General features: G+C 49.4%; 19 protein-coding genes and 4 tRNA genes. 6 read left to right on the top strand and 17 right to left on the bottom strand.

Annotation, left to right across the window (positions count from 1 at the left end; all coding sequences use genetic code 11):
• Nucleotides 1–2: 2 nt before the first annotated feature.
• The 8 genes from rpoB to HMPREF0044_RS06760 form a co-directional block, all read right to left on the bottom strand.
• Nucleotides 3–3578 (bottom strand): DNA-directed RNA polymerase subunit beta, encoded by a 3576-nt coding sequence (rpoB, locus tag HMPREF0044_RS06795; protein WP_006547388.1) that lies wholly within the window; start codon nt 3576–3578, stop codon nt 3–5.
• A gap of 273 nt (nt 3579–3851) precedes the next feature.
• Nucleotides 3852–4232: a 50S ribosomal protein L7/L12 gene (rplL, locus tag HMPREF0044_RS06790; protein ID WP_040313088.1), complete on the bottom strand. Its 381-nt coding sequence runs from the start codon at nt 4230–4232 to the stop codon at nt 3852–3854.
• 119 nt (nt 4233–4351) lie between these two features.
• Nucleotides 4352–4873, bottom strand: a complete 522-nt coding sequence (rplJ, locus tag HMPREF0044_RS06785; protein ID WP_040313087.1) for a 50S ribosomal protein L10 — start codon at nt 4871–4873, stop codon at nt 4352–4354.
• Nucleotides 4874–5318: 445 nt separating this feature from the next.
• The gene (rplA, locus tag HMPREF0044_RS06780) at nt 5319–6035 is read right to left on the bottom strand and encodes a 50S ribosomal protein L1 (protein ID WP_040313085.1); all 717 of its coding nucleotides are present in this window, start codon (nt 6033–6035) and stop codon (nt 5319–5321) included.
• A gap of 67 nt (nt 6036–6102) precedes the next feature.
• The gene (rplK, locus tag HMPREF0044_RS06775) at nt 6103–6534 is read right to left on the bottom strand and encodes a 50S ribosomal protein L11 (RefSeq protein WP_006547384.1); all 432 of its coding nucleotides are present in this window, start codon (nt 6532–6534) and stop codon (nt 6103–6105) included.
• 144 nt (nt 6535–6678) lie between these two features.
• Complete coding sequence (nusG, locus tag HMPREF0044_RS06770; protein WP_006547383.1) at nt 6679–7416, bottom strand: transcription termination/antitermination protein NusG; 738 nt, start codon at nt 7414–7416, stop codon at nt 6679–6681.
• Nucleotides 7417–7555: 139 nt separating this feature from the next.
• Nucleotides 7556–7780 (bottom strand): preprotein translocase subunit SecE, encoded by a 225-nt coding sequence (gene secE, locus HMPREF0044_RS06765; RefSeq protein ID WP_006547382.1) that lies wholly within the window; start codon nt 7778–7780, stop codon nt 7556–7558.
• A 40-nt stretch (nt 7781–7820) separates the two neighbouring features.
• Nucleotides 7821–7893: transfer RNA gene (locus HMPREF0044_RS06760), tRNA-Trp, on the bottom strand.
• 163 nt (nt 7894–8056) lie between these two features.
• Here HMPREF0044_RS06760 and HMPREF0044_RS06755 point away from each other — a divergent pair.
• A complete protein-coding gene (locus tag HMPREF0044_RS06755; protein ID WP_006547381.1) occupies nt 8057–9304 on the top strand; it encodes a pyridoxal phosphate-dependent aminotransferase in 1248 nt (415 codons plus the stop codon).
• A 151-nt stretch (nt 9305–9455) separates the two neighbouring features.
• Here the strand turns inward: HMPREF0044_RS06755 and HMPREF0044_RS06750 are convergent, their stop codons facing one another.
• Nucleotides 9456–10241: an alpha/beta fold hydrolase gene (locus HMPREF0044_RS06750; RefSeq protein WP_006547380.1), complete on the bottom strand. Its 786-nt coding sequence runs from the start codon at nt 10239–10241 to the stop codon at nt 9456–9458.
• A 140-nt stretch (nt 10242–10381) separates the two neighbouring features.
• On the opposite strand from HMPREF0044_RS06750, the gene HMPREF0044_RS06745 reads away from it, so the two are divergent.
• Entirely contained in the window at nt 10382–11401 is a 1020-nt protein-coding gene (locus HMPREF0044_RS06745; protein ID WP_141553869.1) for an adenosine deaminase, read from the top strand.
• Nucleotides 11380–12951 carry an alpha/beta hydrolase gene (locus HMPREF0044_RS06740; protein WP_006547378.1) on the top strand — a complete coding sequence of 524 codons (1572 nt, stop codon included), beginning with the start codon at nt 11380–11382 and terminating at the stop codon, nt 12949–12951. Before HMPREF0044_RS06745 ends, HMPREF0044_RS06740 begins: the two co-directional genes overlap by 22 nt.
• A gap of 587 nt (nt 12952–13538) precedes the next feature.
• Here the strand turns inward: HMPREF0044_RS06740 and HMPREF0044_RS06735 are convergent.
• The 6 genes from HMPREF0044_RS06735 to HMPREF0044_RS06710 all read right to left on the bottom strand — a co-directional run bounded on the left by HMPREF0044_RS06735 (nt 13539) and on the right by HMPREF0044_RS06710 (nt 16693).
• Nucleotides 13539–14708 carry a UDP-N-acetylmuramate dehydrogenase gene (locus HMPREF0044_RS06735; RefSeq protein WP_050754377.1) on the bottom strand — a complete coding sequence of 390 codons (1170 nt, stop codon included), beginning with the start codon at nt 14706–14708 and terminating at the stop codon, nt 13539–13541.
• Between the two features lie 47 nt (nt 14709–14755).
• On the bottom strand, nt 14756–15958 hold the full coding sequence (locus HMPREF0044_RS06730) for an MFS transporter (RefSeq protein ID WP_006547376.1): 1203 nt from the start codon (nt 15956–15958) through the stop codon (nt 14756–14758).
• 97 nt (nt 15959–16055) lie between these two features.
• Complete coding sequence (gene rpmG, locus HMPREF0044_RS06725) at nt 16056–16226, bottom strand: 50S ribosomal protein L33 (RefSeq protein ID WP_006547375.1); 171 nt, start codon at nt 16224–16226, stop codon at nt 16056–16058.
• A 90-nt stretch (nt 16227–16316) separates the two neighbouring features.
• Nucleotides 16317–16390: transfer RNA gene (locus tag HMPREF0044_RS06720), tRNA-Met, on the bottom strand.
• 49 nt (nt 16391–16439) lie between these two features.
• Nucleotides 16440–16512: transfer RNA gene (locus HMPREF0044_RS06715), tRNA-Thr, on the bottom strand.
• Nucleotides 16513–16612: 100 nt separating this feature from the next.
• Nucleotides 16613–16693: transfer RNA gene (locus HMPREF0044_RS06710), tRNA-Tyr, on the bottom strand.
• Nucleotides 16694–16913: 220 nt separating this feature from the next.
• Between HMPREF0044_RS06710 and HMPREF0044_RS06705 the strand changes: the two genes are divergently transcribed.
• Nucleotides 16914–17408 (top strand): YajQ family cyclic di-GMP-binding protein, encoded by a 495-nt coding sequence (locus tag HMPREF0044_RS06705; protein ID WP_006547373.1) that lies wholly within the window; start codon nt 16914–16916, stop codon nt 17406–17408.
• Nucleotides 17409–17555: 147 nt separating this feature from the next.
• On the opposite strand, the gene htpX is transcribed toward HMPREF0044_RS06705, so the two are convergent.
• Together htpX and HMPREF0044_RS06695 are read right to left on the bottom strand one after the other, a co-directional pair.
• On the bottom strand, nt 17556–18422 hold the full coding sequence (htpX, locus tag HMPREF0044_RS06700; protein ID WP_006547372.1) for a zinc metalloprotease HtpX: 867 nt from the start codon (nt 18420–18422) through the stop codon (nt 17556–17558).
• 159 nt (nt 18423–18581) lie between these two features.
• Entirely contained in the window at nt 18582–20012 is a 1431-nt protein-coding gene (locus tag HMPREF0044_RS06695) for an FAD-dependent oxidoreductase (protein WP_006547371.1), read from the bottom strand.
• 685 nt (nt 20013–20697) lie between these two features.
• Here HMPREF0044_RS06695 and HMPREF0044_RS06690 point away from each other — a divergent pair.
• Both HMPREF0044_RS06690 and HMPREF0044_RS06685 read left to right on the top strand, forming a co-directional pair.
• On the top strand, nt 20698–21057 hold the full coding sequence (locus HMPREF0044_RS06690; protein WP_006547370.1) for a DUF11 domain-containing protein: 360 nt from the start codon (nt 20698–20700) through the stop codon (nt 21055–21057).
• Nucleotides 21058–21092: 35 nt separating this feature from the next.
• The gene (locus tag HMPREF0044_RS06685) at nt 21093–22121 is read left to right on the top strand and encodes an LPXTG cell wall anchor domain-containing protein (RefSeq protein WP_006547369.1); all 1029 of its coding nucleotides are present in this window, start codon (nt 21093–21095) and stop codon (nt 22119–22121) included.
• The last annotated feature ends 123 nt before the right edge of the window (nt 22122–22244 follow it).

Below are 22244 nucleotides of genomic sequence, written 5' to 3'. Positions count from 1 at the left end.
TATCAGATTTCGTCCAGGGTTGCGCCTGCGTTCGGACGGGTATCCAGGGTAATTCCTAGTTCCTCAGATGCCGAACGACCGGTGTCGCGAGAAGTGGTTAGGTCGATTGCGTTACCTTCCTTGTCCAGTGCTTCAACATCCAGACACAGGGAACGCATTTCGTACATGAGGACTCGGAAGGATTCTGGAATACCAGCTTCTGGAATGTCTTCACCCTTAACGATGGAGTTAACGACGGAGACACGGCCCTTCATGTCGTCAGACTTGACGGTTAGAAGTTCCTGTAGCGCGTAGGCAGCACCGTATGCTTCCAGCGCCCAAACTTCCATTTCACCGAAGCGCTGGCCACCGAACTGTGCCTTACCACCCAGAGGCTGCTGGGTAATCATGGAGTAAGGACCGGTTGAACGAGCATGAATCTTGTCGTCAACCAGGTGGTGTAGCTTCAGCATGTAGGTGTAGCCAACTGCGATTGGGTAAGGGAATGGTTCGCCGGAACGACCGTCGAACAACTGTGCCTTACCGTCTTCGTTAATCAGGCGCATGCCGTCACGGTTTGGCAGGGTGTTTCGCAGCAGACCCATCAGAGTATCCTGTTCAACACCATCGAATACTGGGGTTGCAACGTTGGTACGTGCAGGTGCAGACAGACCTTCTTCAGGAATGTACTTAGCCCAGTTTTCACCGTTCTTAACAGCTTCGCGGACATCCCAACCCATAGCTGCGATCCAGCCTAGGTGGTATTCCAGAACCTGACCTACGTTCATACGACCTGGAACACCCAGTGGGTTCAGGATGATATCGACTGGAGTACCGTCTTCCAAGAATGGCATATCTTCAATAGGTAGAACCTTAGATACAACACCCTTGTTACCGTGACGGCCAGCTAGCTTGTCACCAATGGTGATCTTACGACGCTGAGCCACGTAGACACGAACCTTACGGATCACGCCTGGCTGCAGGTCATCATCATCATTGTTAGCTTCACGAACGCCGATTACGATACCAGATTCGCCGTGTGGAACACGCAGGGAGGTGTCGCGAACTTCGCGAGCCTTTTCACCGAAGATAGCACGCAGCAGACGTTCTTCAGCGGTAAGTTCGGTTTCACCCTTAGGGGTAACCTTACCTACCAGAATGTCGCCGGATTCAACTTCTGCACCAATACGGATGATGCCGCGTTCGTCCAAGTCTGCCAGGGCATCTTCTGATACGTTTGGCAGGTCACGGGTGATTTCTTCGTCACCCAGCTTGGTTTCACGGGAAGCAACTTCGTATTCTTCGATGTGAATAGAGGTAAGTAGGTCTTCTTCAACTACGCGACGGGACAGAATAATCGCGTCTTCGTAGTTCAGACCTTCCCAAGACATGTAGGCAACCAGCAGGTTCTTACCCAGTGCCAGTTCGCCAAGGTCAGTTGCTGGACCGTCTGCAATTAGGTCGCCAGCTTCAACGCGGTCACCTTCAACTACTACTACGCGCTGGTTGGTGCAGTTACCAGAGTTGGAACGCTGGAACTTTTCCAGGCGGTAGGAGTCGTAGGAACCTGCGTCGGTAGCCACGGTTACCAGGTCAGCGGAAACTTCGGTTACTACACCTGCGTTGCGAGCGAGAATCATTTCGCCAGCGTCGGATGCAGCACGACGTTCAATGCCGGTACCTACCAGTGGAGCTTCGGTGCGTAGCAATGGAACTGCCTGACGCTGCATGTTCGCACCCATAAGTGCACGGTTAGCATCGTCGTGTTCCAGGAATGGAATCATTGCAGTTGCCACGGAAACCATCTGGCGTGCGGAAACGTCCATCAGGTCGATTTCTTCGACTGGAACCAGTGCAGGGTCTTCGCCGGAGATACGGCACAGAACCTGATCTTCTACGAAGTGTCCGTCTGCAGTAAGTTCAGCGGAAGCCTGTGCGATTGGGTGGCCGTCTTCTTCGTCTGCAGTTAGGTAGTGCAGTTCGTTAGTAACCTGGCCGTTGCGTACCACACGGAATGGGGTTTCAACGAAGCCGAATGGGTTAATACGAGCGAAGGTAGCCAAGGAACCGATCAGACCAATGTTTGGACCTTCAGGGGTTTCAATTGGACACATACGACCGTAGTGGGATGGGTGAACGTCTCGAACTTCCATGCCTGCACGGTCACGAGACAGACCACCTGGGCCCAGCGCGGACAGACGACGCTTGTGGGTCAAGCCTGCCAGCGGGTTGTTCTGGTCCATGAACTGGGACAGCTGGGAGGTTCCGAAGAATTCCTTAATAGCTGCGGTTACTGGGCGGATGTTAATCAGGGAGGTAGGCGTAATTGCTTCCGCATCCTGAGTGGTCATACGTTCACGGATGGTGCGTTCCATACGTGCCATACCGGTACGTACCTGTGCCTGAATCAGTTCACCTACTGCACGGATACGACGGTTACCAAAGTGGTCGATATCGTCGGTTTCCAGTGGCAGTTCTACTGGTTCGCCGTTGCGTACGCCAGCAAACTTCATACCGTCACGGTCACGACCGGTTGCCAGGCCACGCTTGTGTAGGCTCAGCAGGTATTTGACGGTGGTGACGATGTCTTCTATACGCAGTACGGACTCGGTGAGCGGAGTATCCAGACCGAGCTTCTTGTTCAGCTTGTAGCGGCCGACCTTTGCCAGGTCGTAACGCTTGCCGTTGAAGTAGAAGTTTTCCAGCAGGTTACGAGCTGCTTCTGCGGATACCTGTTCGCCTGGGCGAATCTTACGGTAAATATCGGTAAGTGCTTCTTCTTCAGTCTTTGCGGTGTCTTTTTCCAGGGTTTCCAACAGGACTGGGAAGTCAGCAAATTCCTTACGCAGGTCAGCTTCAGACATCCCCAGTGCCTTCAGGAAGTGGGTTACTGGCTGCTTACGCTTACGGTCGATACGTACGCCGACCGAGTCGCGTTTGTCGATTTCAAATTCCAACCAGGCACCGCGTGATGGAATGATTTTTGCGGAGTAGATGGTTCGGTCAGAGGTCTTGTCAGACGTTGCTTCGAAGTACACGCCTGGGGAACGGACCAGCTGGGATACGACAACACGTTCGGTGCCGTTGATGATGAAGGTACCACGTTCGGTCATTAGTGGGAAGTCGCCAAGGAAGACGGTCTGTCCCTTGATTTCACCGGTGGTGTGGTTCATGAAGTCAGCCTGTACGTATAGTGGCGCTTCATAGGTCTTATCTTTTTCGCGACATTCTTCGACCGAGTATTTTGGTGGTTCGAAGTGGAAGTCACGGAAGACGAGGGACATGGTTTGTCCCATATCTTCGATTGGGGAGATCTCAGCAAAGATATCTTCCAAACCGGAGGTGGTTGGTAAGAGGTTATTGCCGGATGCGTTGGCAGCTTCCACACGCTTACGCCATTCTTCAGTGCCGAGTAGCCATTCGAAGCTTTCAGTCTGAAGACTTAGTAGGTTTGGAGCCTGCATTGGTTCGCGGAGTTTCGCGAACGAGATACGTTCTTTAGTATGCTTTGCGGCAGAGTTGCTCTGTGCAGCCAAAGGAAATCCTTCCCTGCTTTCACGGGGTGGCGCGCAGCACCTGTGGCCCCTATCTGACTCCATTCGTGGACATGCGTAGCGCTTTATAGCATGTGGATATGGGTCACCTCGGACACAACAGGCGCAAATATACATATTACGCTTATATTTTGTTGTGCGCTATAGCTTTTAGAGGTGGAGTGTTGCAACTCACTTTACTTTGTGCTTGGATTTACTGTTGCGGAGGGGGATTAGGTGGGGCGAGTTCTTTCTTTTTTCGAGGGCGGATGGTGCAGGGTAAGGGAAAACCCCCGTTTCTGACGAAACGGGGGTTTCAAAAGACTAAGTGAAGTGTAATCACTTAACGGTAACGGTACCGCCAGCTGCTTCCAGTTCACCCTTTGCCTTTTCAGCGTCTTCCTTGGAAACGCCGGACAGGATTACAGAAGGTGCACCTTCTACCTTTGCCTTTGCTTCGCCCAGGGAGTCACCGGTCAGGCCCTTAACTGCCTTGATAACTGCAACCTTCTTGTCGCCTGCGGATTCCAGAACAACATCGAATTCGGTCTGTGCTTCGCCAGCTTCTTCAGCAGCAGCTGGTGCAGCAGCTGCAACTGCAACTGGAGCAGCAGCTTCTACGTCGAATTCTTCTTCGAACTTCTTGATGAAGTCGGACAGTTCAACCAGGGTCAGTTCCTTGAACGCGTCGATTAGTTCTTCAGCGGTCAGCTTTGCCATTTTGGCACTTCCTTCCATTAGGTCCTGCTATAAGCAGATTTTGGTTTATTGGCGGCCAGTGTTTTTTAACTAGCCATTCGTTTGGTGTTGCTAGTTTCAGCAAACCAGATGGGGCCGAATCAGGCCGCCTTTTCCTGCTTTTCGCGCAGGGCGTCGATGGTGCGAACTGCCTTGGAAGCAGGCGCAGCGAAGAGGAACGCAGCCTTGGACAGACCAGCTTTGAGTACGCCAGCGGTCTTGGCCAGCAGAACTTCGCGGGATTCCAGGTCAGCGAGCTTCTTAACATCGTCAGCAGAGAGAGCAGCGCCCTCCATTGCACCGGCTTTCAGAACCAGTGCTGGGTTTTCCTTAGCGAAATCACGCAGTGCCTTAGCAGCGTCAACTACTTCGCCGTTTACGAATGCGATAGCGGTTGGGCCATTCAGGTTTTCTGCCAGGAAATCCAGACCGGCTTCCTTTGCAGCAATCTTTGCCAGCGTGTTCTTCGCCACGGTGTACTGAGCGTTACCAGCGAGTGCGCGACGCAGTTGAGTAATCTGCGCTACGGACAGGCCACGGTATTCGGTCAGCACAACAGCGCCAGAGGAGCGGAACAGTTCCACTAGCTCTGCTACTGCAGCTTCTTTGTCAGGCCTTGCCATGGGCCCTCCTTCCGTGATCATCCATCGGTGCCACTTGTTGGCTACGTCGCGGGTCTTACCGTATTCTCGTGGGGTAATAAAAAATCCCTTGCACGCCACACTGGTAGGCATACAAGGGTCTACTCTTAGAGAAGTCTCATGTTAGAGTTTCGTTTGCATCACCTACGCAGGTTCGGTTTCCCGGATTACACCTCGAAGAGGTACCGACGGTCTTTGGCTCCTTTAAGCCTACCGTTTTGATCTGCAAATTCCAATTCTTTTAAACGTGGAACAGCTCACGTATCGTCTGCACTGCCGTCATTTATGGACAATTTTTACGAAATTACCCATAAACCCCACTTTCAGTTCATTCGCCGACACCTAAGGATTCAAGAAATACAAAAATCCCGGCACTTTCAAGCTTATAGAAAGCTAGTGCCGGGATTTTCAGAATCCAGAGTTAGGATCAAGCAGGCTGATCGGTGTCCAGAAGACGAGTCTTGGTGACATCCAGTGGAATACCAGGACCCATGGTAGTGGATACGGTGCCCTTCTTCAAGTAACGACCCTTAGCTGCGGATGGCTTCAAACGCAGTACTTCTTCCAGAACTGCTGCGTAGTTTTGAGCCAACTGTTCAGCGGTGAAGGAGGTCTTACCAACGATGAATGCCAAGTTAGCGTGCTTGTCAACACGGAACTCGATACGACCACCCTTGATTTCCTTAACTGCCTTAGCAACATCCATGGTGACGGTGCCGGTCTTTGGGTTTGGCATCAGACCACGAGGACCCAATACGCGACCCAGACGACCAACCTTACCCATTAGATCTGGGGTAGCAACTGCAACGTCGAAATCAGTGTAGCCCTTAGCTACCTTTTCGATCAGTTCGTCGCCACCAACTTCGTCAGCACCTGCATCAAGTGCTGCCTGTGCGCGATCGCCCACAGCGAAGACCAGGACCCGAGCGGTCTTACCGGTGCCGTGAGGAAGAGTTACGGTGCCACGAACCATCTGATCTGCTTTACGCGGATCGACGGATAGACGGAACATAACTTCAACAGTTGCGTCGAACTTGGTGGTGGAAGTTGCCTTTGCCAGCTCCATTGCCTGGAGCGGGTTGTAAATTTCGCCTGCGTGTACCTTTTCGGCTGCAGCGCGGTAGTTCTTTGAGCGCTTCATAATCTGCTTTCTCCTTGCAGTCGTGGTTGCTGGGCGAAGCTTGCCCTGCCACTAAAAGTTTTCTAAGTTATCAGGCTTCTACGGTAATACCCATGGAACGCGCGGTACCAGCAATAATCTTCATTGCGGCTTCCACGTCGTTTGCGTTTAGGTCCTGCATCTTTGCTTCAGCAACTTCACGTAGCTGAGCTTCGGTTAGGGAACCTACCTTCTGGGTGTGTGGAACGCCAGATCCCTTTGGAACGCCTGCGGCCTTCTTAATCATCTGGGACGCTGGTGGCGTCTTGGTGATGAAGGTGAAGGTACGGTCTTCATACACGGTGATTTCAACTGGAATGATGTTTCCACGCTGAGATTCGGTAGCCGCGTTGTAGGCCTTACAGAATTCCATAATGTTAACGCCGTGCTGGCCCAGAGCGGGACCAACCGGAGGTGCTGGGTTAGCAGCACCAGCCTGGATCTGAAGTTTGATCAGGCCGACAACCTTCTTCTTAGGTGCCATAGTATTTCGGGTCCTTTTACTTTATCGGTACGCACTTCCCTTACGGAGAGTGCCTTACGGATTGTGCCCATCTGCTTACATTCCTGAAATCAGACAGTACACAGTCTTTTATCTTAACGCGCTTTGAGGACGCAATCAATCTGGTTAGGACAGTTTCTTAACCTGATCGAAGTTAAGTTCAATTGGGGTTTCACGTTCGAAGATAAGGATGGAAACCGTGAGTTTACGGTGCGCAGCGTCAATTTCGGTGACGGTTGCTTCCATAGATTCGAATGGCCCATCAACAACTGTGACGGATTCGCCAATTTCGAAAGTGATTGCTGGAGCAGTAATAATTTCGGTTGCTGCTGCCTTTTTGAGCGCAGATGCTTCCCACATTGGCGCTAGCAGAGAGACTACTTCGTCAATGGAAAGTGGCACTGGATTCTGAGCGTCACCTACGAAGCCGAGTACTGCTGGGGTGTCTTTAACTACGCGCCAGGAAGCTTCGGTCATGATGGTGCGGACGATTACGTAACCGGGAATGCGTGGACGTTCAACGGTTTTTTTACCTGACTTGGTGAGTTCGGTAACGGTTTCCATTGGCACTTCAGCTTCGAAGATGAAGTTTTCCATATTCTGGGTTTGAATTCGCTGTTCGAGGTTTGCTTTAACGCGTCGTTCGTGGCCGGAGTAGGTGTGGATTACGTACCAGTCGCCAAGCTGTTCCATGAGTTCAGCGCGTTTGGTTGCAACGATATCCATTTCAGCTGGTTCTGGGATGATTTCTGCTGCGGTTTCTGCTTCTGCTAGGGTTTGCGCCGCGGTTTCTTCCACGAGGGCGGTCTCTGCTACTTCTTCTGTAGGGACAAAGGTTTCTTCAGCGTCAAACTCGTTGCTCACGTGAATCTCCTGCCATTAGTTTTCGGGCTAAAAAGTAACACACCCTAGTATTTCTTTACTGGGTGTGCAAATCATTCTTTTTAAGTGTAAAACAAAACCGCTGGTTTTACTACCAGCGGTACTTGTTTAAAAGTGTGATTTAGCCAAAAACTAATACTGATAACCAGCTAAAGAGAAGGTCCAATAGGCCGGTGAACGCCATGATTGCGCCAACGAATACCAGCACTACAAGGAAGTAAGTCTTCCACTCGTCAACGGTTGGCCAAACTACCTTCTTTAGTTCGCCAATAACCTGCTTTACGAATAGAACGATGCGGGCAAAGAAACTTTCAGTTTCCTGCTGCTTCTTAACTTTTCCTGCCACAGCATCCTCCTTTTCGATAAAAGCCTGTATATAGCATTAGCAGGGCAGGAGGGACTCGAACCCACAACCGCCGGTTTTGGAGACCGGTGCGCTACCAATTGCGCCACTACCCTACGCATTCAGTTCTATGTTTTATAAAACTGCGTGCTAGATAACTCTAAATGATTTTCACTCAAAAGTACAACTCGACACCAAATAACGTGATGCGCGCAACTTAGGTGTCTTAGTTTACCTAATGATTTCAAACTTCTTCGAATACTCAAAATATGAACTGTAGTGACAAAGCTAACCGCCCTCGGGCAAACTGAAAACGTGAGTACATTAAATAATCATCCCCGTGTTTCTCTTCGCCTAGGTGCCATTGCGCCTTCCGCAACTCTTGCTGTCACGAAACGTGCTAAAGAGCTGGCGGCCGCTGGTAAAAACGTCATTGGCTTTGGTGCTGGCGAACCAGATTTCGCTACCCCAAATTACATCGTTGAGGCCGCAATTAAGGCTGCTCGCACCCCAGCCATGCACAAGTACACCCCAAATGACGGGCTTCCAGCCCTGCGTGAAGCAATTGCCGCAAAGACACTACGTGATTCCGGCTATGCTATAAACCCCACTGATGTTTTAGTTACGAACGGTGGCAAACAGGCAGTTTTCCAGGCTTTTGCAGCAGTAGTCTCTGCCGGTGATGAAGTCCTCCTTCCCTCTCCCTACTGGACCACCTATCCAGAAGCTATCGCACTAGCCGGAGGTGTAACTGTAGAAGTTTTTGCTGACGCTGCTGCAGAATACAAAGTAACTGTCGAACAGCTTGAAGCTGCTCGCACGGAAAAAACTAAAGCGCTATTATTCTGTTCCCCGTCTAATCCCACCGGTTCTGTCTACACTCCCGACGAAGTTAAAGCGATTGGCGAGTGGGCGCTCAAACACGGCATCTGGGTACTAACCGACGAAATCTACGAGCATTTGCTTTATGAAGATGCTCAGCCGGCGCATATCGTGAAACTAGTTCCAGAACTAGCAGACGCCTGCATTGTCATGAACGGCGTCGCAAAGACTTATGCTATGACCGGCTGGCGAGTAGGCTGGATGTTCGGTCCCTCTGACGTAATCAAGGCAGCTTCTAATTTCCAATCTCACCTGACTTCTAATGTCAATAACATGGCACAGGTAGCTGCTTTAGAAGCAGTTTCAGGTCCACTGGATGCCGTATATGAAATGCGGGAGGCCTTTGATCGTCGCCGTCGCCTGATGGTTTCCATGCTTTCTGAAATCCCTGGGTTTAAGGTTCCTAATCCTAAAGGCGCTTTCTACGCCTACCCTTCCGTTGAAGAACTGATTGGCCAGGAAATCGGTGGCACGTTGATTACATCTTCCGCTGTGTTATCCGATGTTATTTTGGAAAAAGCTGAGGTTGCGGTTGTCCCTGGAGAAGCATTCGGTCCTTCTGGCTTCATTCGCTTATCTTACGCATTATCCGACGCGGAACTAATTGAAGGCGTAGAGCGTATCCACAAGCTAATCGCGAGCTGACGTTCACCGATACGAAAACCCGATTTTTCATATCGATAAACGTTCCTAAGCTACATTTACCCCCATGATAACCCTACTTCTCATGGGGGTAAACACTATGCTCAACACCTAATAAAAACTAAAACTCCTACTTACGAAGAGCTACCTACGTTCACAAATGCTGCTGTAACCACTCAACCGTAAGCGCCCGTAACTGCGGGGCTTGATCCCCGTTGAAAACCTCATGCTTTTCGCCCTCGACTATTAAATGAGTAGCGTCGCACCCAGCAGCCACCGCCTGCTCCACCAAAAAAGCCGAACCCGCAGGATCAGTCAACGTATCATGCTCACCATGCAAAACCAACAAAGGCACTGCCCACCTGGACGCGTTAGCGTGTACGAAATTCGCCCACCCCGTAATCGTCACTCCAATGAGTAACGGAACTGGTCCCGTATAATTCAACGGATCCTCCAAATAAGCGTCTACAACCTCAGGACGCAACGCAACTTCATCAGCGGCTAACCGTAAAGTCCTCAACCCGGGGAAATATTTAGCAACCACAGAAGCCACTGGAACCAGCCACTGAGGAAGCTTGGATGAAACTGCTGGCCCAGACAGCACAACCCCCAGCAACCCCGCTGGATTCTTTAACGCCGACGCGGCAGTTACCAAACCGCCCATGGAATGTCCGAAAAGAAACAGCTTCCCTGTCCGCGAGCGCACACTAATCAATTCACGGATTCGCAGGTGATCTGAAACTAAACGCGCTACATCTACTTGCGCGCGGGGGCCGGGAGTTTCCCCATGGGACCGTTGATCGTAGGAATAAACGTCAAAACCCGCCTCATTTAACGCCTGGATGAAGGGGAAATAGCGGCGGTGGTGCTCAGCTAAACCGTGTGTAACCAGCACATCTGCAAGCGGAATACCTACCGTAGCGTAGTGGTAAATTTTCATGGTTTGAATCCGCCACCTTTCAAGTTAGTGCATTAGCTGACGTTTCCCTGCTGAAGTGCACTGTTAGTTACGGGGTGTTCTACAATAAATACTAGCTTCCTACCCGACTTTTAGCTGTTTGAATCATTTTGAAAGAAACCGTGAGAGATTTAGCGAAACTTCCGAAAGCCCATCTGCACCTGCATTTCACGGGGGCAATGCGCCCGTCAACGCTTGTTGATTTAGCCCAGCAACAAGGAGTGCGGCTTCCTGCACATCTCCTGGAAAATGATCCGTTGACTGTGCCAGCGAACTCGCGGGGCTGGTTTAGGTTCCAACGTTCTTATGATGCGGCACGCGCGTTAGTGCGATCTGAAGCAGTCATGCGACGTCTAATTGATGAGGCGATTGAGGATGATGTCCGGGAAGGCTCGGTCCGTTTAGAAATTCAGGTGGATCCGACGTCTTATGCTCCGTGGGTGGGAGGTTTAACTCCGGCTTTAGAGATTATTTTGGATCAGGTTAAGGCTTCGTCAGTTAAGCATGGTCTTTCTGTTGGTGTGATTGTGGCTGCTTCGCGTATCCGCCACCCTCTGGATGCGCGTACTCTGGCTCGTTTGGCAGCCCAGTATGCGGGTACAGGTGATGGTGAAGTAGTGGCGTTTGGGCTTTCTAACGATGAGGCTGCGGGCGTTACTTCTGAGTTTGCGCCTGCTTTCCGTTTGGCTCGTAAGGCGGGGTTGCCGGGGGTGCCGCATGGGGGTGAGTTGTTGGGTCCAGACCACGTGCGTCAGGTGGTTTCTCATTTAGACCCGCGTCGTTTGGGCCATGGTGTGCGTACTGTTGAGGATCCCCGTTTGTTGGATGAGCTAATTGAAGCTGGGATTGGGTTTGAGCTTTGTCCTGCTTCGAATGTTTCACTTGGAGTTTTCGCTGATCTTTCTAGGGTTCCTTTGCGGGATTTATTTACTGCGGGTGGTTTAATCGCTTTAGGTGCGGATGATCCACTTTTGTTCCGGTCTCGGTTGTTGACTCAGTATGAGTATGCTCGGGAAGCGGGTTTCAGTGACGTGGAGGTGGCGCAGTTGGCGGCTTCTTCGATTGAGATTTCTTTAGCGTCTGCGGAGCAGAAAAGAATTTGGCAGGCTCAGGTGGATGCGTGGCTGGCAAATACCATGTGATTAAAGGTGTTTTTAATGCGGGTGGCGTGCGCGTGCGGGTCACCCAGTTGCGTCGTGATTTTGTGGACGAGGGCGATCCGACTTTTGTTTTAGTACATGGGATTGGGGTTAATTCTCAGTACTTCCAGGATTTAGCTGAGCTTTTAGTTCCTTTTGGGGATGTTCTCATGTTGGATTTGCCTGGGTTTGGGAAAACCCCCCGTCCGGCTTTCCCGTTATCTATTGCGGGTTTCGCAGCGGTTGTGCACCAGGTAATGCTTTATGAAAAAGTTACTAATCCGGTGGTTTTGGGTCATTCGATGGGTGCGCAGATTGTGACTGAGTTGGCGTGCCGGGATCCTAAGTGGATCCGTAAGATTATGTTGGTGGGGCCACCGATAAATGTTTTGGAACGTGCTTTCCCTCTGGTTGTGTGGCGGTTCGTGCAGTCCTCGTGGTATGAGGCTTCTAAGGTTACTTCTTTTGCGATTAAAGCGTACTTGCAGTCGGGGTTAGTTTGGTTTGCTAAGACTATTCCAGCGATGTTTCAGTATCCGATTGCTTGTCGCTTGGCTGAAACCGACGCGCGGGTAGTGTTGATGCGTGGGGAGTTTGATTTTATTGCTTCCAGAACTTGGATGCAGGATTTACTGTTAGCGACTGAGCATAATAATCCGCATCCGTCTAAAGTGCTTGAGGTTAAAGGTGGGGCTCATTCAGTTATTGTGCGTTTCCGTAACCAGGTAGCTCAGGCTCTTTTAGATTTAGCTGCAGAGCCTGCGTTTCCTTCTAAAAATTCACTTGGGGTTTTATTTTCTGTGTCTGAGGCTAATGCTGTAGCGGAGCAGAGTGTAGTTATTCCTAATGCGGTTCTTAAACCTTTAACTGTCCCGCAGGCTTACGCGCGTGACTACTTGGTGGCGGCTAAGCAAAGCCTGTCAGCAGTGAAACAGAATGTTTTAACTAATTTTGGTGTTGGAGATTGTCCTTCCGTTTACCGTAATCCCGGTGGGCTGCCGGTTGTCTTAGTTCCTGGTGTCTATGAGTCTTGGTATCAGATGCGTGGTTTAGCGTCGTATTTGAAGGAGCGTGGTTTTGACCCGCATTTGTTACCGCAGTTGGGTAATACTTTAGGTCCTGTCGATTTATTAGCGCGCCGGGTCTTAGCGTATTTGCATGAAAATAATCTGCGTGATGTCTTTTTGGTTGGTCATTCTAAAGGTGGTTTGGTTTCCCGTTGTGTGCAACTTGAGGCTGATTTAGGCGTAGTACGTGGGATTGTTACTTTGGGAACCCCGCACCGGGGAGCACGTTTAGCTGCCTATACTCTGCCGTCTTCTGGGGTGCGTGATTTAGTTCCTACTAACCCTTTGATTCAGAAAATGTTTGCTGATACACGGTTTAGTGACCGGGTGGTGTGTTTGCAGGCGCGCTGGGATCAGCATGTTCCCGAGGGCGCTTCTTTACTACTTGCCCGTTTGGAAATTGTTGACGTGGTAGGTCATAATCGGTTGATCACTGAAGAGGTAGCTTTTGAGGCGTGTGTCCGGGCGTTAGATTTTTTACGGTAGTCCACCTTTTGCTGGCTTGTGTTCACGTCACGTAGACTGACTTGGTATTGAGCCGGTTATTTCACATTACATACGTTCGCCAATAGTTTGTCGTAGTTATGTTGCTCCATGTTTTTCAAAATGTGGTCAGTAATTTTATCCGCGTCGATTGTGATTATCTCTATCTGTGTTGATTGATGGAGATTATCTGATCCGCACAGGCAGTTTCTCAGCGCTCATTTGGGGTTGTTTTTTAGATAGCTTAATATGGCACCAGACACGCCCAGTGTTGCCAGTACTACCGCAACTATTACAGTTATTCTCAGCCTTCGCATTCTACGTTACTACTTGCAGTAAATATGGTTAGAACAACGGTTAAATGCGCTTAGCCTACTAGAGTATTCGGTTCGGACTACCCGCCCACTAGCTAGTACATCTTTTTAATACGATAAGTAAACCTGTTTCCCTTACCGATTTAGTATGTAACCCCAGGCGTACCTGCATTGACCACAGCCGCAGTTAAACCTTTATTAGTATGCACTAATATCTTCCTGAATAATGGTTACAAAGATTCCGAAACACATATTTTATGTTTTGATAGTAAAGCTTCAACCCACAAAAACCGGCTCCGGAACTAAATCTACGCCGAACCTATCTTTAACTCCTGCCTGCACGGCAGCAGCCAATTCAAAAACTTCCGCAGAAGTTGCTCCCCCGCGGTTAGTTAAAGCCAACACATGCGCCGTAGATAAAGACACGTTAGCATCCTCACGTACTTTAAAGCCCTTGGGGAAACCAGCATGCGAAATCAGCCAGGCAGCGGAAGTTTTAATCTGCTCACCGGAAACAAATTTTGGAGCGCCCTCGGGAAGTAAATCCGCTGCCTCTGCAGATAGCAGTGGATTCGTAAAGAACGAGCCCGCCGAATAAGTATTCCGGTTCGCATCATCCAAAACCATTGATTTCCCCTGACGCAATTCCAAAACCGCTGCCCGTACGTCACGAATATGCGGACGCTCCCCCAGTTTCACACCTAACTTATCTGCCAGCTCCTGGTAGGCAATCGGCGCTGCCAAAGACGCTGCCCGCGTCGCAAACTCAACTGAAAGAATAATCCAACGGCCAGACGCCCCCCAGGAACGCCCCTGTGACAGTGCCGGATCATGAGCAGAACGCTTAAAAATAGAAGTCCGGTACCCAGCCTGCATGTCGGAAGCAAAAATCGTCTTAGTGCGTTGCTCCAAACGGTCATAAACACGAATAGAGGCAATCATTGAGGCTACTTCCTGGCCGTAAGCACCAATATTCTGCATCGGAGCAGCTCCCACAGTGCCAGGAATCCCTGAAAGAGACTCGAAACCTCCACCCCACTCGTTTTCAACGGCTGCAGAGACTAAATCATCCCAGCTCATGCCAGCAGTCGCTACGAAACTCACACCACCGCAAGCTGAATCATGCGTGAGCTTTAGTTCAGAACGCAGGTCTCTTACAACTACCCCGTCAAAACCCGTGTCAGAAACCACCAGGTTAGATCCCCCACCGATCATCAACACTGGTTCGCCAACGGCATCAGCCTGCTTCACCGTGTCAATAATCTCTGCCTCAGACTCAGCTAACACCATGCGTGTAGCTGGACCTCCCACACCGAATGTTGTCCAGTCTGCCAGTAGTTTAGAATCCCGTTGATACTGACGGTGGGAAGGTACTCGCTCAACCGGCGTTACATCAGTGACTGTATAACGCAAGTTGCATGCTTGGTCTTCTAAGAAACCACTCATTCTAGGTCCTTAACTTTTAGGTTCGTTGCTTTCAGCTTAGCGTAGGTTCAGTGTCGGGTTTGTGTGTCTTCACGTAGTTGCGTAGTTAAAAGCAGTGAAATCAGCCCTGGTATGATGATGACTCCCAATGCTAGTTTGTAACCAACATATTCCGCCAGGTAACCAATCACTGCTGGTCCGGCTATGGATGATCCGAAAGAAATTGTGCTCATCACTGACAAGCGGGAGGCGCTGCGTAGCGGGTCAGTTGCAAGCACCGAGGCGCTCAGCGGGTAGCCGAGTGCCACACCAATCCCCCATAGCACTGCACCGATTAAGGCAATTGGATAGTGTCCTGTGAAAGCTACCAAGGCAACGCCTGCTAATCCAACAGCAATCAGGCGACGCAGTAAACGATCCGGCGAGTATTTTCCCTGCATGCGTGGTGAAAATAGGCGTGTCGTAGTCAGTGCAGTCAGATAAATAGCTAAAGTCATCGTGCCGTACCAGGCTGGTTTTTCAAAACCATCTACAACTGCCAAAGACATCCAATCTGAGGCACTTCCTTCCATCAGCCCGGTACCAAATACCATTACGCCGATTAAGAGAGTGCGTTTTTCTTTCCATGTGTCCCACACGCTTGGTTTGGGCGAATTGGGATCAGCTTGGGCGGCTGCGTGGTCCTGTAGTTTTTTAATTACCGAGGGCGGCAAGTAAAACTTTAATGCCACGAACATAGCTACCACGTTGAACACCATAATGGCCGTTAGGTGAGTGATAGTGTGTACACCATACTTTGTGCTGCCTACACCTATGAGGGCGCCTGTTACTGTGCCGATTGAGAATGCCGCGTGGTACCAAGCCATGCGTGGTGTTTTAGCGGCGACTTCTACGAATCCGCCTTCAACGTTGATGGAGGCGTTGATTAGGAATGCGCCTACATTCGCGGTGATGTATGAGCATATGAGTAACCATCCGGCAATGCTGTGGTAGGCCAAAAGCATCCCGCTGATACCTGTGGCCCAGAGGGTTATTCCAATGAAGCCGACTACGCGGGGTCCGTGTTTTGCAACTAGAGATCCTGAGATTGGTAGTACGAAAAACGCTCCGAAGGCTGCTGATAGTAGCAGGTTTCCCATTTGTGCTGGAGTGTATCCAAAATTATCGCGAATTGCGGGTATCTCTGATAGGAAACTAGAGATGCCTAGTCCAAGGATGAAAAAACTTAGGAGAGTGGCTTTAGAAGCGTTGCTGACAGTTTTAGACGGCATAGCAATCTCTCAAGGTAGATTGGATTTATTTCTAGAATAAGGGATTTTAGGTAAAACAAAACCCCCACTTTTAAGTGGGGGCCGTTCAAGATTAAACTCAGCGAGTCTCGCGGTGAGCCACGGAGCGGCGGCAGCGCGGGCAGTACTTCATGAGTTCCAGACGATCCGGCGTGTTACGACGGTTCTTCTTGGTGATGTAGTTGCGCTCCTTGCACTCCGAGCAGGCCAGAGTAATCTTTGGGCGAACGTCAGATGCCTTGCTAGCCATGATGTTTTCCTTTTTTAAGACTAAAACTTACTGCTCGGCGGTTCCCCTTGCGTCTACCCGTTTTGGGTTTCCTTTAAGGGTTTGAGCCGGTAGCGGGAGCGGGGTTCGAACCCGCGACCTCACGATTATGAGTCGTGCGCTCTCACCAACTGAGCTACCCCGCCGCATGAGGTTTGCACTTAGACAAGATTACTTGTTTTTAAGCACAAACAGAGCCCCGAAAGGGAATCGAACCCTTGACCTTCTCCTTACCATGGAGATGCTCTGCCGACTGAGCTATCGGGGCAACATAGACAATCTTAACGGTTCGATTTTATTACTGTCAAATCGTTTTCCGTGATGATTGCCACTTTGGTTTTTCAAGCTATATCAGCCTTTTAAACCAGTGGTGGAGGAGGGATTTGAACCCCCGAAGCTTTCGCATCTGATTTACAGTCAGGTCCCTTTGGCCGCTCAGGAACTCCACCAGCGCATCCTCTATTTCATTTCTGAAACGTTCGGTGCTTCATTAGCTTAACAGAAAACTAATTAAAAATGCCAACTCAATTTTCCCAATTTCCACATTTAGTGATGCACCTCCCAGACTACCGCACGCAAACGTCGCATTTTAAACGCAGATTGATTACCCTGGTAAAGAAGACTTTCCCTGAAATCTTAATGATTTCAGCTAATCATTAAGGAGGCCTCATGGCAGATTCCTCATTCGACGTAGTATCTGAAGTAGACCGTCAAGAAGTAGATAACGCTGTAAACCAAGCAGCTAAAGAAGTGAACCAGCGCTACGACTTCCGCGGTGTAGACGCACTACTCACTTTCAAAAGCGACGTCATCACCATGGAAGCTAACTCCCCCGAACGAGTCCTGGCAATCCTCGACGTACTGCAATCAAAACTCATTAAACGCGGCGTTTCCCTCAAAGCCCTCGACTTGGGCGACGGCGAACCAAAAGCCTCTGGCAAAATCTACCGTTTAGCAGCTCCACTTAAAGAAGGTCTCTCCACCGAAAACGCAAAGAAAATCTCTAAGATTATTCGCGATGAAGGCCCAAAGGGTGTAAAGGCCACTATCCAAGGTGATTCCGTGCGTGTTTCTTCTAAGTCTCGTGACGACCTGCAAGAAGTTATTGCCATCCTAAAGAAAGCAGATATTGACGCTGCCCTGCAGTTCACCAACTATCGCTGATTCTATATATCAACTTCTAAAAACTAGTGGGTCAGGATCCTTGTAAAGGCTCCTGACCCACTAGTTTTGTATTTTACCTGCGTCGTAACACACGCCCACGTTTAATCAGCACATGAGCTCAAACTGCCACATAGGAAAATCATAGTTTCAGTATCCCGCCAACTTCTCAAGACGCGCAATCCGCTCTCCCATCGGAGGATGCGTAGAAAATAAGCTACGCACTAACCCGCGGAAAGGATTCGCAATCATCATCGCCGCCACATTTGTATGATTCGGCGTCCGCTGTAGGGGCACTTCACTAACTCCTCGTTCAATCTTACGTAAAGCCGACGCTAGCGCTAGCGGATCCTGAGTCAATAACGCCCCATCATGATCCGCCTCATATTCGCGGGTACGCGAAATCCCCATCTGCAAAATCGTAGACGCCAACGGAGCTAAGAAAACTAACAAAACCATCGCCAACACGTTAAAACCACTACGCTCACGCTGGTTTCCACCCATCAGTGAGCCATAACCCATGATCTGTGCCAATGCCGTAATCGAACTAGCCATACCCGCAGCCAACGTGGAAGTCAAAATATCGCGGTTATACACGTGCATCAGCTCATGTCCTAAAACTCCACGCATTTCACGTTCATTCAACAAATGAATAATCCCCTGCGTACAGCAAACCGCAGCATTACGTGGATTTCGGCCAGTAGCAAACGCGTTCGGAGTCATCGACGGAGAAATATACAAACGTGGCATTGGCTGCCCCGCACGTTCAGCTAATTCCCCCACCATCGCATACATCCACGGAGCTTCCTCTAAAGTAACCTCACGCGCATTCATCGAACGCAAAGCCAAGTTAGCCGAATTCCAATAGGCGTAAAAATTCATTCCCATGCCCACTAAAACAGATAGGTACAGCGGAGCATAACTACGTGTCCCCACAGACATCAAAGCACCGACCGCCACAATCAAACCCCACATTGTTGCGAACAACATCATGGTTTTGAAAGTATTTTTACCCATCTGAAACTCCGCTTTACTAAACCATTTAACTTTAAGGATCCAACCTCAGGATAACCCGTGAACCTAAAAGTTTCCTGTAAAAGTTCAGCACCCCCACTGGAAACTCACATAGATACACTTCGAGGGCGAAGTTTCGCACTCCGCCCTCGAAAATAAAAGCTACTCGCCAGGCTGGCCAATCAAATCTAAGCCTTCAACGCTCTCCCCCAAAGAAATCGCTGTCATAGCTTTACGAGAAACCACCTTAATTCGCTCACGTGGACCACGCCCACCTTCAACCTCACCGTAGGCTGCGCCAAGCTGCTCCTCATAAGCATTAAGCAACTCCCACCCTTCCCAAGTGGTAAATGGCACACCTCGTTCTGTCAATAGCTGCACTATCGCTTCATGCCCTACTGCATCAGAAGTTGCGTGTAATTTACCTGCCTGTGCATCCGCAACCAAGTTACCAATAGTTTCTTGCGCATCAGACTTAGTGGAACCAATCAAGCCCACTGGACCACGCTTCACCCAACCGGTGGCGTAAATACCTGTCAAAGGCTCGCCATCTTCACCCAGTACGCGTCCACCCGCATTTGGAATCACACCGCGCTTAAAGTCAAATGGAACACCTTCAATAGGGGAAGAGAAATAGCCAATCGCGCGGTAAACAGCCTGCACCGGAGTCTCCACAAACTGTCCAGTGCCCTCAACTGAGCCGTCTCCAACCAGACGAGTACGTTCAGTCTTCAACGCACGCACATTCCCAGACTCATCCGCCAAAATCTCAACAGGAGAGTGGAACATGTGAATGTGAATACGACGGCTAGCAGTATGCTCATCCTGCATCGCATAGTTAGTGAGTGCCTTCACAACCTGCTTAGTCTGGTTCGATGAAGCAATCGCTTTTTCAGAGCCTTCATCAAAATCAAAGTCTTCTTCATACACGATTACATCAACGTCAGGTTGATGTCCCAGTTCACGCAATTCTAATGGGCTAAACTTCACCTGCGCCGGCCCGCGCCGACCAAAGACATGCACGTCAGTAACTGGGTTCTTCCGAAGCCCTGCCGCAACGTTTTCTGGAATCTCTGTTACCAAAAGGTCCTCAACGTGTTTAGCAAGCACGCGAGCAACATCCAAAGCCACGTTGCCTACGCCCAATACTGCGATTTCTTTTGCTTCCAACGGCCATTCACGCGGATAGTTAGGGTGTCCGTCATACCAGGACACGAAATCTGCCGCCCCATAGGACTGTGGCAGGTCAGCGCCTGGAATGTTAAGTGGAGCGTCCTTGTCTGAGCCGGTTGCAAAGATGACTGCATCATAGTGTGCATGTAGGTCTTCTACCGTAATGTCTGTGCCTACGTTTACGTTTCCAAGTAAGCGAATGTCACCGCGTTGCAAAATTTTATAAAGAGCGACGATGATCTGCTTGATCCGAGGGTGGTCTGGGGCTACACCGTAGCGAACCAAACCATAGGGAGCTGGGAGACGCTCGAACAAGTCGATATCTACATCTAGTTCTGACTTTGAAAGGATATCGGAAGCGTAGATGCCTGCTGGTCCTGCACCAATGACGGCTACTGAGAGTGGTCGAGTTTGGGTCACGTTTCCCCCATTTTGTTTCGTTGGCTGGTGTGATTTTATTTTCCCGAGGGCGGTATTTTAGCCCTCACACCAGATATTAAGTCACCCCTAGTTTACGTAAAATTTATACTGTTTTGCATTTGGGGTTTGTTTTGTGGCATTTACCAAGATTTTCTTAAAAGAATGTTCGGTTTGCAGATGTCATCTACAATAAATAGCATTACAATTAACAACTGAATAATTATTTTGTTTTATTCAAGAAGTATTCAACGTGTTTAATTCACGCAAAACGTCACGGGCAACACACTGGAATGTGCTCACCTGTGTACTTATGGCGCTGGTAGGGGAAGTCTTTTTGCCCCTACTTGCAATGGCGCCGCGGCCTCTGCCGCAGAAACCGCGAAAGCTGACCTAGTTGTCAACTTTGTTAATACGCCAACTACCGGCGCTGTTGGTGAGGCTTTTTCTTACGAAGTCTCTCTCCGCAACTTAGGTCCTAACGCAGCCGATAGCTCTCAGATTCGTTTTGACCTGGGTGAAGGCGTAACCGAAGGGACTGTTATTTGTAAGGAAGCACAGTCTGGCGCAGAATGTCCTGTTGACCTAAGCAACATGGAAGCAACAATTACTAAGCTTCCTGCACAGTCAAACATAATCTTCACTGTTTCAGGTAAATTCCCCTGGCAGCACCTCAGTTACCCCGATTGTGACTGCTGAACTACCTGCTGGAATCACCGATGTAGATAATGCTACTAACACAGTGGATCAGCAGATTGCTTTACGTCGCCCAGATAGCTCAATCCTGAGCGTAACTAAAGTACAAGATAAAGAAACAGTAGCTTCTGGTGAGACTCGTACTTATACGGTGACTTATCGAAATACTGGGGATAAGGCTTACACGGTTGACTTAACAGATGCTTATTACGGAGTTGCAGCATCAAGAAAAGATGTTGTGCGTCCAGGGACTTATTCTGTTTCTTGTGGTGCTAATACTGTTGGGGTTGAGTGTCCTGCTGAGTTTGATGGCTCCGAAAAACAGATTAAAAAGGTGATTATACACTTTTAGTTGAGAAACGTGATTTTGTTTTGCCGGCTAATTCGGTGTTGGAGTTAAAGATTCCGGTTACTGAATACCCTTCATGTACTCCGGTCGGATACTATGAGGTAAATAATACCGCTGCAATCGACTATAAACAGACTAAGCATAGTGTTAGAAAGCAAGTCTACGGTCGGATTAAGTGTGTTGATGTTTCGTCTTCTGTTAATGCGTTGGTGAATGGTTTTGCTGCTGATAGTAGTGAGGTTATTGCGGTTGTTAATGGTGATCGGGTTGTTTTGACTTCTCGTTTGGAGAATTCTATTGGTGAGGCTACGAATGTTCCTTGGACTATTAATCTTCCTAGTACTTTGAGTATGGTTGATGCTTCGGGTCTTCGTTGTTCTTCGCCTTCGGGTGTTGGTTGTCCTGTTGATTTGCGTTATAACGCTGATTCTCATACGGTGACTGGTACGGTTGCGCGTCTTCCTGAGAGCGGGTTTGTTGAGGTTTCTTTCGATACTAGTGTTGTGTTGAGTGAAGGTGCTTTTAAGTCGGATAAGGTGAGTGTTACTGCTCCGACTGAGGGTGATATTTTGCCTGAGCCTAGTACTTCGAATCCGTCTAGTTTTACGTTTGGTTATAATCCGAAGGTTATTCCGTTACCTGTGAAGCCTGGGGTTAATGATTCTTGTGGTGTTGGTAATGCTGCGTGGGTTAAGCCTGCTGATACTGATCAGGTTGTTTGGGAGTTAACTGATGCTGTGCACCTGGTGGCTCACACTACCCTAGCTCACGCTTTCCAAGATCCTAAGACCTCCGACTTAATTCGCAGCTACGACTTCGGTGTGGCAGAAGAAACTAACACCGAAGCCTGTGTAGTAAATCCACCAGATGGTAACACTACCCCACCAGGTGGAGACACTAAGCCACCAGTAAAGACTCCGTCAGTTCCACCTACCGTGAAGCAACCAACACCGAAACTAGCTAACACTGGTTTCACTGGTAACTCACTCTTAGGTACAACCGCGGCACTACTCGTCGCAGGTATCGCAATGACCACCTACCGACGTAAAAACAAACAAACTAACTGAATAAGTTAATAAATCTTGTGGGGGATTGGCTAGTGCCAATCCCCCACAAGATTTATAACACCAACAAAGCTCCAACAATACCGCAAACAAACCAAAACCCAAACAACACCATATTTCTACTAT

The organism is Gleimia coleocanis DSM 15436, assembly GCF_000159015.1.
In the GTDB taxonomy this organism is placed as follows: Bacteria; Actinomycetota; Actinomycetes; order Actinomycetales; family Actinomycetaceae; genus Gleimia; species Gleimia coleocanis.
Note: the sequence above shows the minus strand (reverse complement) of the source record. Positions and strands in the feature narration are given on the sequence as shown.